Source organism: Agromyces sp. NPDC055658 (assembly GCF_053618155.1).
The window spans coordinates 12,833-25,493 of sequence record NZ_JBSHHD010000006.1; the positions used below are offsets into that span (position 1 = coordinate 12,833).

Sequence of the window (12,661 nt, forward strand, 5' to 3'; positions counted from 1 at the left end):
CCGACCACAAGATCAGGTGACCACGCCTCGTGCGACCACATGACGACATGACCACATGACCACATGACCACATGACCACATGACCACAGCAGGTGCAACCACGAGTCCGTCACGTCGGCACGAGTCGACCACGCTGCGAGGTGGCGGATTCGACCCCTACTCGGTGCGCGCTCGGCGGCGCCGCCGGAGGTTTCGCTCCGCAGACGGTGTGGACAAGTGGAATTGTGGACGGGCGACGTGTGGACAAGTGGAATTGTGGACGGGCGACGTGTGGAAATGTGGAATTGTGGCCGGCTTTCTCGGAGCGATGCTCCCTCGGGTGCGCGTTCCAGGGGGCTCGTGCGGCCCGCGGTGCAGCGGGGCCGCTCGACTCGGGTAGACTGTCCGAGGCTCCCCACGTGGCGCTATCCAGGCCAACTCCCCCAGGGCGGAAACGCAGCAAGGGTAACCGGGCTCTGGCGGGTGCGTGGGGGGTCACTGGAGGATTCGCCTAGTGGCCTATGGCGCACGCTTGGAAAGCGTGTTGGGTGAAAGCCCTCGGGGGTTCGAATCCCCCATCCTCCGCCAAGAACGATCACGCCGGGTGCGCGCACAGCACCCACACCGGGGTTCGAATCCCCCATCCTCCGCCAAGAACGATCACGCCCGTCACGCGATCGGCACCGCCCCTCGCCGGCATCTTCCCGATGCCGGCCGAGGGGTGTTCTGCGTCGAGGCATCCGCCCGTGCCCCCATGTCCGCCATCGTCGCCGGCAGCGCCTATGCTGTCCTGAGCCGGGTCGTGAGGGCCCGAGATGTCGACGAAGACGACGGCGTTCTCGTTGACCCCACGACGCCGGCACATTCTTCCCCTTCCGTCCGATCGCCGCGTCCACGCGCCTCGCGCCCCGCCGTGTCCTCATTAATGCCGAATAGCGTGCACCTCGCGCGAGGCGCATGATGTGAGAGATGTCAGCGGCACCGGTGGAAGCGAGGAGTGGGGATGCAGGGGGCTCCTCCATCAGCGCGGCGGCAGCAGGGGGCGACGGCCTCAGGGTGATCACCCTGAGGCCTCGTCGCACGCTCGGATGGAGCTACGGCGTCGCGGCAGCGGCGCTCGTGCTTCCACTGCTCGCCGTCGAGCTGTGGGTGCTCGATCCGACGGGGTCGTGGCCGATCGTCGCGGCAACGGCCGCGATCGTCGGCGGGCTGATGTGCCTCGCCTGGATCGCCTACCGCCGCACCCGGGTGTCGATCAGCCGCTACGGCATCGTCGAACGCGGATTCTTCGGCACCACCACGGTCGTCGCGGCCCGCGACGTCTCGAAGGTGCTGCGGCTCGACCTCTACCGGTCGAACAGCCTCGACACGACCGACGAGCTGTTCGTCGTGTGCCGCAGCGGCCGCGGCCGGTTCCGCATGCGCGGCCGGTTCTGGGACGCGTCGGCGATGGACCTCGTCGCCGGTGTGCTCGACGTCGAGGAGTCGACGCGGGACGAACCGGTGACGCTCGCCGAACTGCGCGAGAGCGATCCCGGGCTGCTCTACTGGTTCGAGCGTCGCTCGCTCATGGCCTGAGCCGCGAGGCCAGTGGTCTCGACACGTGTTTCGCGCTGCTCGGCCGACGGCATCGCGCTCCTCGACCGCCGGGTCACTGCGTCGCGACGCCGAGCTTCGGCGACGCCGGCGTGCTCGACGGCAGCTCGTGGAATCCCAGCCGGTCGTAGAACGCCCGCGCACCCGTGTTCTCGGCCGCGAGGCCGAGGTGGAGCGCAGCGACTCCTCGCTCGGCGAGTGCACCGCGCACCGTGTCGATGAGCCGGCGCCCCCAGCCCTGCCCCTGCAGTTCGGGCAGCAGGTCGATGTGCAGGTGGGCGGGGTACCGGTCGAGTTCGGGGATGAGCATGCGCTCGGGGTGCACGCCCGCGTCGATGAGGGCGGCCTCGGTGAACGCGGGTGCGTGCTCGGTCGGCGGCGCGGCGACGGGATGCCTCGCCGCGAAGCCCGGCGCCCACTCGCGCCGCCACCACTCGACGAAGTCCGCCGTGTCGGCGACGGCCATCACGTAACCCGCGGCACGTTGCTCGTCGGCCACGACGAAGGTGAGTTCGGGCGCGTACTCGACGTACGGCAGTGCGAACACCTCGGGCATGAGCGTGTCGTCGGAGTACACCCCCGTCGCGTCGCCGCCCGCTGCCGCGGTGCGCAGGCAGACCAGTGCGACGTCGTCGCGGTCGGCTGGGCGGTACGGGCGGATCTGGAACATCACGCCCATCCTCCCGTACCGGGTCTCGATACGCGTCCTCGTTCGTCGGGCGCTACTTCATCAGTGCAGCCTCAGCGGCGCTTGGCCATGCCGAAGATGCCGGTGATGACCTGCTTCAGCACGGTCTGGGTGGTGCGCGAGCCGAGCACCTCCTCGAGCGCCGACTTCTCCTTCGACCGCGACCGCGACGACGACCGGGAACTCCCCGACGTCTGCTTCATCAGTCGGTCGTACTCGGCCTGCGCCTTCTTGTCGGCCTTCGCGGCGTCGGCCTGGATCTTCGCCTGCATCTTCGCGTACTCGGCGTCGGCCTTCGCCTTGGCCGCCGCGGCCTCTTCGGCATCCACCCTCGCCGCGGCATCCGCGAGCTTCTTCGTCAGGATCTCGTGCGCCGACTCGCGGTCGATGCCCGTCGAGTACTTCGCCGAAAGCGGCGACGCGGCGACGGCCGCATCGATCGCCGCGTCGGGTGAGGGCGACATCGACGCCCGCGGTGCACGAAGCCTCGTCCACGCGACGGGCGACGGCGCGCCCTTCTCGTTCATCACCGTGACGATCGCCTCGCCCGTGCCGAGCACGGTGAGCGTCTCTTCCAGGTCGTAACCCGAGTTCGGGTAGGTCGACACGGTCGCGCGCAGCGCCTTCGCATCGTCGGGCGTGAACGCTCGCAGTTGGTGCTGCACCCGCGAGCCGAGCTGGGCGAGCACGTCGCCCGGAACGTCCTTCGGCGTCTGCGTGACGAAGAACACGCCGACCCCCTTCGACCGGATGAGCCGCACCGTCTGGGTGATCTGCGCGAGGAACTCCTTCGACGCGTCCTTGAAGAGCAGGTGCGCCTCGTCGAAGAAGAAGACGAGCTTCGGCTTGTCGAGGTCGCCGACCTCGGGCAGGTCGGTGAAGAGATCGGCGAGCAGCCACATGAGGAACGTGGAGTACAGCGCCGGCTTGTCGGCGACACCCGGCACCTCGAGCAGGCTGATGACACCCCGTCCGTCGGGCGCGGTGCGCAGGAACTCGGCCGTGTCGAGCTCGGGCTCGCCGAAGAACACGTCGGCGCCCTGGTCGGCGAAGGTGATGAGCTCGCGCAGGATGACCCCGACCGTCGCCTTCGAGAGGCCGCCGAGCCCCTCGAGCTCGCCCTTGCCCTCGTCGCTCACGAGGTAGGCCAGCACGGCGCGCAGGTCCTCGAGGTCGAGGAGGGCGAGGTTGTTCTTGTTCGCGTAGTGGAAGACGAGGCCGAGGCTCGACTCCTGGGTGTCGTTGAGCCCGAGCACCTTCGAGAGCAGCAGCGGCCCGAACCCCGAGATCGTGGCACGGATGGGCACGCCCTTGCCGACGCCGCCGAGCGAGAAGAACTCGGTCGGGAAGCTCGCGGGCGTCCAGTCCTGCCCGATGCCGGCCGTGCGCTTCAGGAGCTTCTCATTGCCCTCGCCGGGCGTCGCGACGCCCGAGAGGTCGCCCTTGATGTCGGCGGCGAAGACCGCGACGCCCGCCGCCGACAGCTGCTCGGCGAGCACCTGCAGGGTGCGGGTCTTGCCGGTGCCGGTCGCGCCGGCGACGAGTCCGTGCCGGTTCGTCATCGCGATCGGGATGCGCACCGGGACGCCGGGCATCGCCTCGCCGTTGACGAGCGCGCCCATCTCGAGGGCCGGGCCCTCGAAGGCGTACCCGCTGCGCACCGCGTCGATGTGCTTCGCGTCGAGGGGGCCGGATGCCTCGGCCGCGGCCTGCTCGGGCGCCGCGACCGGTTCGGGCGAGGCCGCCGCCGGCGCGGCGGGTGGTGCCTCCGACGCGGGTTCCTCCGCCACGGCTTCGGCCGCGGCATCCGCCTTCGTCGCCGCCTCGGCGGCCGCCTTCGCGAGCGCCGCCGCCTCCTCGGCGGCCTTGATCGCCGCCTCCGCCTGCGCCTGCAGCGTCTTCGCCGCCTCGGCCGCAGCGGCGGCCGCCTCCTGAGCTTGCTTCACCGCGTCATCGGCCATGCCGTGATCCTATCGAGGCGCCGGCACGGGACCCGGGGCCGCCTTCGCCGAGCCGGGGCGCGCGTCGCGGAGCATTCCCGCCACGACGAGTGCGACGGCCCCGACGAGCACGAGCAACCACAGCCCGAGCGCGTACGAGTTCGTCTCGGCGTTGTAGGTCGCACCCATCACGAGCGGCGGGAAGTACCCGCCGAGACCTCCGGCCGCGGCGACGACGCCGGTCACCGCGCCCACCTTGTCCTTCGGCGTCGACGGCCCGACCCAGGCGAAGACCGCGCCCATGCCGAGGCCCATCGCCGCGGCCATGAGGATGAACGTCACCCCGGTCACGATGCCCTCGGGCGGCTGCTGCCCGACGATGTACGCGAGCGACACGATACCCGCGAGCGAGATGAGCGAGATGACCTTCGGACCGACGCGGTCGGAGAGCGCACCGCCGATCGGCCGGGCCACGACCGCGGCGGTGGCGAACAGTGCGGTGCGCGTGCCCGCGCCGACCGGGTCGACCTCGTCTGGGTAGATCGTCGTGAGGTACTTGGGCAGGAACGTCGAGAAGGCCACGAAGCCTCCGAAGACGATGCCGTAGAGGAATGCCATCTCCCACGTGATGCGGAGCTTCAGTGCGCCGACGACCTTCGGCACGAGCGGCTGCCGGCTCGACTCCCAGGCGGGCGAGTCGCGCAGGAACAGCCAGACGATGATCGCCGTCGCGGCCATGATGCCGGCGACGAGGAGGTGCGTCGGCAGGTAGCCGATCGACTCCGCGAGACGCGGCGTGAGGAACGCGGAGATCGCCGTGCCGATCATGCCCATGCCGAACACGCCGGTCGCGAAGCCACGTCGCTTCGCTTCGTACCAGGCGCTCGAGAAGGGCACGCCGACCGCGAAGATCGTGCCCGCGACGCCGAGGTAGAACCCCGCGACGAGGAGCAGCGGGAAGCTCTTGATCTCGCCGGCGAGCGCGACGAGCAGGACGGCCGGAACCGAGCCGAGCAGCACGATGGTGAACATCCTGCGACCGCCGAAGCGGTCGGTCATGGCCCCCGTCACGATGCGGCCGAGCGCGCCGACGAGCACGGGCGTCGCGAGCATGAGCGAGATCTGCCCCTCGTCGAGCCCCATCTCGGTCGCGTACGTCTTCTGAAGCGGGGCGATGAGCATCCACGCCCAGAACCCGATCGCCGAGGCGAACGTCGCCAGCAGCACCTGTCCCAACTGCCCCTTCAGCGATGGCCCTCCCTGCGCCTCGACCACTGCCCCGGCCTGCTTCGATGACTCGCTCAACGCTGCCCCCGATCGGTGCGATGTGCCGGCGAACCCGCCGTCTGCGCCCGACAGTACCGGGCGCATGACCCGTGTGGCCAGCCATTTCGGCCGGGTTCGTGAACATCGAATAAACCCGGTGAAACGCCTCGACAGACCGCCGCCGTGCCCAATACGGTCGGTAGTGTCCGCGTCAAGCGGCAACCCCGGCGGCGCCGGCAACGGCGTTCGTCGCACAGGCGAGGAGGCCTTCGTGAGTCAGACGCCCCCGAGTTCGAGCGGTCCAGCCACCGACGGCGCGCTCGCCGATGCCCTCGTCAAGCTCGGCCGCTTCGTGCGGCCCGGCGAAGTGTCTCCCGACCTCCGCACCGTGACGCTCGCGGGCGGTCGCAAGGGCGACGTCTTCTACCGCGACCGCTGGTCGCACGACAAGGTCGTCCGCTCCACCCACGGCGTGAACTGCACGGGCTCGTGCTCGTGGAAGGTCTACGTGAAGGACGGCATCATCACGTGGGAGACGCAGCAGACCGACTACCCCTCGGTCGGCCCCGACTCCCCCGAGTACGAGCCACGCGGCTGCCCCCGCGGCGCGGCGTTCAGCTGGTACACCTACTCGCCGACGCGCGTCCGCTACCCGTACCTGCGCAGCGCGCTGCTCGAGCGGTACCGTGCGGCGAAGGCCCGGGTCGGCGGCGACCCCGTGCTGGCCTGGGAGGCGCTCGTCACCGACCCCGAGGCATCCCGCGCGTACAAGCGGGCCCGCGGCAAAGGCGGGCTCGTGCGGGCGAGCTGGGACGAGGCGCTCGAGATCATCGCGGCGGCCCACGTGCACACGATCAAGGCGCACGGCCCCGACCGGGTCGCGGGCTTCTCGCCGATCCCGGCGATGTCGATGGTCTCGCACGGCGCCGGCGCACGCTTCGTCAACCTCATCGGCGGCACGATGCAGTCGTTCTACGACTGGTACGCCGACCTCCCCGTCGCGAGCCCGCAGGTGTTCGGCGACCAGACCGACGTGCCCGAGTCGGCCGACTGGTGGAACTCGAGCTACCTCATGATGTGGGGCTCGAACGTGCCGGTCACCCGCACGCCCGACGCGCACTTCATGACCGAGGCGCGCTACCGCGGCCAGAAGGTCGTGACCGTCTCGCCCGACTACGCCGACAACACCAAGTTCGCCGACGAATGGCTCGCCCCGCACCCCGGCACCGACGCGGCGCTCGCGATGGCGATGGGCCACGTGATCCTGCGCGAGTTCCTCGTCGAGCGACGCACCCCGCGCTTCGTGCACTACCTGAAGACGTATTCGGATGCCCCGTACCTGATCACCCTCGAATCGCGGGGCGACGGGTTCGTGCCGGGCAAGTTCCTGACCGCGGCCGACCTCGGCGGCGAGGCGGCCGAGTCGGCGAACGCGGCGTTCAAGACCGTGCTGCTCGGCGAGGGCGGCGAGCCCGTCGTGCCGAACGGCTCGCTCGGCCACCGGTTCGGCACCGAAGACGAGGGCAAGTGGAACCTCGACCTCGAGGGCGTCGACCCGCTGCTCTCGATCATGGACGACGCCGCATGGCTCGGCGCGACCGCGGCCGTCGACCTGCCGCGCTTCGACGTCGCGCCCGAGCCGGGCGCGGAGCACGAGGGCGGCACCGGCGTCGTGCGTCGCGGCGTGCCGACGCTCGAGGTCGCGGGCCGCACGGTGACGACCGTGTTCGACCTGCTGCTCGCGCAGTACGGCGTCGGCCGCGACGGGCTGCACGGCGAATGGCCGACCGGCTACGACGACCCGTCCACGCCCGGCACGCCCGCCTGGCAGGAGGAGGTCACCGGCGTCCCCGCCGAGCAGGCCGAGCGCATCGGGCGCGAGTTCGCCGACAACGCCGAGCGATCGGGCGGCCGCTCGATGATCCTCATGGGCGCGGGGACGAACCACTGGTTCCACTCCGACACGATCTACCGCACCTTCCTCGCGCTCACGACGATGACCGGCTGCCAGGGCGTGAACGGCGGCGGCTGGGCGCACTACGTCGGCCAGGAGAAGGTGCGGCCCGTCACCGGGTACACGCAGTACGGCACCGCGAGCGACTGGTCCAGACCCGGCCGCGCGATGATCGGCACCGCGTTCTGGTACCTCGCGACCGACCAGTGGCGCTACGACGGGCTGCCCGCCGATCAGCTCGCCTCGCCGCTGGCCTCGGGCCTGTTCGCCGGGCGGACGACGGCGGACTGCCTCGTGGAGTCGGCCAAGCGCGGCTGGATGCCGAGCTACCCGACGTTCGACCGCAACCCGCTCGACCTCGTCGACGAGGCCCGGGCCGCCGGCCGCGAACCCGCGGACTACGTCGTCGACTCGCTGCAGGACGGGTCGTTGCGCTACGCGTGCGAGGACCCCGACTCGCCCGAGAACTTCCCGCGCGTGCTCAACGTGTGGCGGGCGAACATCCTCGGCTCCTCGGGCAAGGGAAACGAGTACTTCCTCAAGCACCTGCTCGGCACCGACTCGGCGGTGCGCGCAGCCGAGGCACCGCCCGAGCGCCGGCCGAACACCATCGAGTGGCACGACGACGCTCCCGAGGGCAAGCTCGACCTGCTCGTCACGACCGACTTCCGCATGACCTCGACGACGCTGTTCTCCGACGTCGTGCTGCCCGCCGCGACCTGGTACGAGAAGCACGACCTCTCGTCGACCGACATGCACCCGTTCGTGCACTCGTTCAACCCGGCGATCGCACCGCCCTGGCAGACGAAGACCGACTTCGAGATCTTCCACCTCATCGCCCAGCGGCTCTCGGAGTACGCCCGCGTGCACCTCGGCACGCGCAGCGACCTCGTCGCGGCGCCGCTCATGCACGACACCCCCGACGCGATGGCGACCCCGCACGGCATCGTCGAGGACGGGCTGCCGCTCGTGCCGGGCGTCACGATGCCGAAGCTCGTCGTCGTCGAGCGCGACTACACCGCGATCGCCGACAAGATGGCGACGCTCGGCCCGCTCGCGGTGAAGGCGGGCATGGTCACGAAGGGCATCGTGTTCGACCCCACCCCCGAGGTCGCCGAGCTCGGACGGCTCAACGGGGTCGCGACGAGCGGCGCGGGCGCCGGGCAGCCGCTGCTCGACACCGACGTGAAGGTCTGCGAGGCGATCCTCGCGCTCTCGGGCACGACCAACGGGCGGCTCTCGGTGCAGGGCTTCCGCCAGCTCGAGAAGCGCACGGGCCAGCGCATCGCGCAGCTCGCGGAGGACCACGAGGGCGGGCGTATCCGCTTCGCCGACGTGCAGTCGCGACCGGTGTCGGTGATCACGAGCCCCGAGTGGTCGGGCTCCGAGCACGGCGGCCGGCGGTACACGGCGTTCGCGATCAACGTCGAGCACCTGAAGCCGTGGCACACCCTCACCGGGCGCCAGCACTTCTTCCTCGACCACGACTGGATGAGCGAGCTCGGCGAGAACCTGCCGGTCTACCGGCCACCGCTCGACCTCGCGCGACTCTTCGGCGACTCGCCGGCTCCCGGATCGACGGCGCCGAGCGGCGACCCCGCGGCGGCCGGACGTGCCGAGGTCGCGGTGCGCTACCTCACGCCGCACTCGAAGTGGTCGATCCACTCGGAGTACCAGGACAACCTCTTCATGCTCTCGCTCTCGCGCGGCGGCCCCACGATCTGGATGAGCCCGCAGGACGCGGAGAAGATCGGCGTGCGCGACAACGAGTGGATCGAGTCGTACAACCGCAACGGCGTCGTCGTCGCCCGCGCGATCGTCTCGCACCGCATGCCCGAGGGCACGGTGTACATGTACCACGCGAAGGACCGAACGGTGGATGTGCCGCGGACCGAGACGAGCGGCCTCCGCGGCGGCATCCACAATTCGCTGACCCGGGTGCTCTTGAAACCCAGCCACCTGATCGGCGGCTACGCGCAGCTCGCCTTCGCGTTCAACTACCTGGGGCCGACCGGCAACCAGCGAGACGAAGTCACGGTGATCCGCCGTCGCAGCCAGGAGGTCGAGTACTGATGAAGGTCATGGCGCAGATGTCGATGGTCATGAACCTCGACAAGTGCATCGGCTGCCACACCTGCAGCGTCACCTGCAAGCAGGCGTGGACGAACCGCTCGGGCGTCGAGTACGTCTGGTTCAACAACGTCGAGACGCGGCCCGGCATCGGGTACCCGCGTCGCTACGAGGACCAGGAGAAGTGGGGCGGCGGCTGGGTGCGCACGAAGTCGGGTCGTCTGAAGCTCCGCTCGGGCGGCCGGCTCAAGAAGCTCGCGACGATCTTCTCCAACCCGAAACTGCCCGAGATCCACGACTACTACGAGCCCTGGACCTACGAGTACGACATGCTGCTCAACGCCCCCGCGGGCGAGCACACCCCGGTCGCGAAGCCGAAGAGCCTGCTGACCGGCGAGGACATGAAGATCTCGTGGTCGGCGAACTGGGACGACAACCTCGGCGGCTCCCGCGAGACGATGCAGGACGACCCGATCCTGCAGCACATGTCGGAGCACGTCGCGAGCGAGTTCGAGCAGACGTTCATGTTCTACCTTCCGCGCATCTGCGAGCACTGCCTCAACCCGTCGTGCGTGGCCTCCTGCCCGTCGGGCGCGATGTACAAGCGGGTCGAGGACGGGATCGTGCTCGTCGACCAGGACCAGTGCCGCGGCTGGCGCATGTGCGTGTCGGGATGCCCCTACAAGAAGGTCTACTTCAACCACAAGACCGGCAAGGCCGAGAAGTGCACGCTCTGCTACCCGCGCCTCGAGGTCGGACTGCCGACCGTGTGCTCCGAGACCTGCGTCGGGCGGCTGCGCTACCTCGGGCTCGTGCTCTACGACGCCGACAAGGTCGCCGAGGCGGCCCGCGTCGAGAACGAGCACGAGCTGCTCGAGTCGCAGCGCAGCGTCTTCCTCGACCCGCACGACCCCGCCGTCGTGCAGGCCGCACGCGAGGCCGGCATCCCGGAGGACTGGATCGACGCGGCCCAGCGCTCCCCCATCCACAAGCTCATCAACGAGTACAGGGTCGCGCTGCCGCTGCACCCCGAGTACCGCACGATGCCGATGGTCTGGTACATCCCGCCGCTCTCCCCCGTCGTCGACGTCGTGGCCTCGTCGGGCAACGACGGCGAGGACGCGAAGACGCTGTTCTCGGCCATCTCGAAACTGCGGATCCCGCTCGAGTACCTCGCCGGCCTCTTCACCGCGGGCGACACCCGCCCTGTCGAGGCGTCGCTGCGCAAGCTCGCCGCGATGCGCTCGTACATGCGCGGCATCAACCTCGGCGAGGGCAAGGACGAACGCATCGCCGACGCCGTCGGCATGACGGGCGAGACGATCGAGGAGATGTACCGGCTGCTCGCGATCGCGAAGTACGAGGAGCGCTACGTCATCCCCGCCGCGCACACCGAGCAGGCACGCGAGCTCGACGAGCTCGCGTGCTCGCTCGACTACGACGGCGGCCCGGGCATGGGCGGCGCCGGCCCCTTCGGCTCGTCGAGCGGCCAGCCGGTGCCGGTCGCGGTCGAGAACTTCCACGCGCTGAAGAACCGGCAGACCGCCGACCGGCCGTCGACACCGGGCCGGGTGAACCTGCTCAACTGGGACGGCAACGGCTCGCCGCAGGGCCTGTTCCCGCCGAAGGGCGACGGCGTGGGCGACGGGGGCGAATGATGGCCAGGCTGCCGCTCATCTTCCGCCGCCCCGGCTCTGTGCCGAACGCGTCGGCTCCGCGCATCGCGCTGAGCGACGACCAGCGTCGCCTCGCGCACATGGCCGCTTCGCTGCTGCTCGACTACCCGGGCGAGGGCTTCGCCGAGCGCGCGGCCGCGGTCGAGGCATCCGTCCCGGGACTGCCGCCCGAGCTGTCCGGCGAGTTCTTCGGGTTCCTCGGGCACGTCTCGTCGACGCCCGCCGCCGCGCTCGAGGCCGAGTACGTCGCGACCTTCGACCTCAAGCGCAAGTGCTGCCTCTACCTGACGTACTTCCAGGCGGGCGACACCCGCAAGCGCGGCGCCGCGCTCGTCTCGTTCATCGAGACGTACCGCGCCGCCGGGTGGGAGTTCGACGCCGACGAGCTGCCCGACTTCCTGCCCGCCGTGCTCGAGTTCTCCGCCCGCAGCGATTCGCCCGAGGCATCCGAGCTGATCGCCGCCCACCGCGACGGGCTCGAGGTGCTGCGGGAGGCCCTCGAGAAGCAGGGCAGCCCGTGGGCCGGGCTCGTCAGGGCCGTGTGCCGGTCGCTCCCCGAGCTCGACGACGCGACCCGCGAACGCTATCTCGCACTCGTGAACGACGGGCCGCCCGCCGAGACGGTCGGACTGTCGTTCCTCGGGATGCCCGGCCGGTCCGCAACGGCACCGTATGCGCCCGTCGGCGCCGCGCACGAGGAGGTCCGCGCATGAACGACGCCTGGAACGTGCTGCTCTGGGTCGCCCTGCCGTACGCGGCGTTCGCGGTGTTCGTCGTCGGGCACATCTGGCGCTACCGCTACGACAAGTTCGGCTGGACGACGAGGTCGAGCCAGACCTACGAGAACCGCCTGCTGCGCTGGGGCTCGCCGATGTTCCACCTCGGCATCCTCATGGTGATCGCCGGGCACGTGGTGGGCCTGCTCATCCCGCGCGAGTGGCTGTACGCGATCGGCATCGACGAGCACCTGTACCACCTCGGGGCGACCGTGCTCGGCTCGTTCGCGGCACTGCTCACGATCGCGGGACTCGTGATCCTCATCTACCGACGGCGCACGGTCGGACCGGTGTTCCTCGCGACGACGCGCATGGACAAGGTCATGTACGTGTTCCTCGGCGGGGTGATCCTGTTCGGAACGCTCGCGACCGTCATGTACCAGGTGCTCGGACCGGGCTACGAGTACCGCGGCACGGTCGGGCCGTGGTTCCGCAGCCTCATCATCCTGCAACCGCAGCCCGAGCTCATGGCCGACGTGCCGCTCATGTTCCAGCTGCACGTGCTGTGCGCGACGCTGCTGTTCGCGCTGTGGCCGTTCACGCGACTCGTGCACGTGTTCTCGGCGCCGATCGGCTACCTGTTCCGGCCGTACATCGTCTACCGCTCGCGCGACGCCGCGAGCACCCGTCCGGGCACGAGCGGACGGAAGCGCGGCTGGGAGGGCATCCAGACGCCCGACCCGAAGAAGCTCACGAAGCTCTGACGAGGCTTCGCG

Annotated in this window: 8 protein-coding genes, 1 tRNA gene and 1 other RNA gene; 7 read left to right on the plus strand and 3 right to left on the minus strand. The window is 70.1% G+C overall.

From position 1 onward, the window contains the following. Window positions 1-385: 385 nt before the first annotated feature. The 3 genes from ffs (at window position 386) to ACWGPE_RS04430 (ending at window position 1,557) form a co-directional block, all read left to right on the plus strand. An RNA gene (ffs, locus tag ACWGPE_RS04420) (signal recognition particle sRNA small type) lies at window positions 386-482 on the plus strand. Then, window positions 480-567, plus strand: a tRNA-Ser gene (locus ACWGPE_RS04425). The genes ffs and ACWGPE_RS04425 overlap by 3 nt, the downstream gene beginning before the upstream one ends. Before the next feature lie 468 nt (window positions 568-1,035). Beyond that, the gene (locus ACWGPE_RS04430) at window positions 1,036-1,557 is read left to right on the plus strand and encodes a hypothetical protein (protein ID WP_231431764.1); all 522 of its coding nucleotides are present in this window, start codon (window positions 1,036-1,038) and stop codon (window positions 1,555-1,557) included. 73 nt (window positions 1,558-1,630) lie between these two features. Here the strand turns inward: ACWGPE_RS04430 and ACWGPE_RS04435 are convergent, their stop codons facing one another. The 3 genes from ACWGPE_RS04435 to ACWGPE_RS04445 all read right to left on the minus strand — a co-directional run bounded on the left by ACWGPE_RS04435 (window position 1,631) and on the right by ACWGPE_RS04445 (window position 5,508). Then, entirely contained in the window at window positions 1,631-2,245 is a 615-nt protein-coding gene (locus tag ACWGPE_RS04435; RefSeq protein WP_231431765.1) for a GNAT family N-acetyltransferase, read from the minus strand. Window positions 2,246-2,316: 71 nt separating this feature from the next. After that, window positions 2,317-4,224 carry a helicase HerA-like domain-containing protein gene (locus ACWGPE_RS04440; RefSeq protein ID WP_452048221.1) on the minus strand — a complete coding sequence of 636 codons (1,908 nt, stop codon included), beginning with the start codon at window positions 4,222-4,224 and terminating at the stop codon, window positions 2,317-2,319. A 9-nt stretch (window positions 4,225-4,233) separates the two neighbouring features. Next, entirely contained in the window at window positions 4,234-5,508 is a 1,275-nt protein-coding gene (locus ACWGPE_RS04445; protein ID WP_452048222.1) for a nitrate/nitrite transporter, read from the minus strand. Between the two features lie 232 nt (window positions 5,509-5,740). Between ACWGPE_RS04445 and ACWGPE_RS04450 the strand changes: the two genes are divergently transcribed. Genes ACWGPE_RS04450 through narI form a run of 4 tightly spaced genes read left to right on the plus strand, consistent with a single transcriptional unit; the run spans window position 5,741 to window position 12,649 of the window. Then, window positions 5,741-9,496, plus strand: a complete 3,756-nt coding sequence (locus ACWGPE_RS04450; RefSeq protein WP_452048223.1) for a nitrate reductase subunit alpha — start codon at window positions 5,741-5,743, stop codon at window positions 9,494-9,496. Continuing rightward, entirely contained in the window at window positions 9,496-11,151 is a 1,656-nt protein-coding gene (narH, locus tag ACWGPE_RS04455; protein ID WP_231431768.1) for a nitrate reductase subunit beta, read from the plus strand. The genes ACWGPE_RS04450 and narH overlap by 1 nt, the downstream gene beginning before the upstream one ends. Continuing rightward, on the plus strand, window positions 11,151-11,882 hold the full coding sequence (gene narJ / locus ACWGPE_RS04460) for a nitrate reductase molybdenum cofactor assembly chaperone (RefSeq protein WP_452048224.1): 732 nt from the start codon (window positions 11,151-11,153) through the stop codon (window positions 11,880-11,882). The genes narH and narJ overlap by 1 nt, the downstream gene beginning before the upstream one ends. Further along, entirely contained in the window at window positions 11,879-12,649 is a 771-nt protein-coding gene (narI, locus tag ACWGPE_RS04465) for a respiratory nitrate reductase subunit gamma (RefSeq protein WP_452048225.1), read from the plus strand. The genes narJ and narI overlap by 4 nt, the downstream gene beginning before the upstream one ends. The last annotated feature ends 12 nt before the right edge of the window (window positions 12,650-12,661 follow it).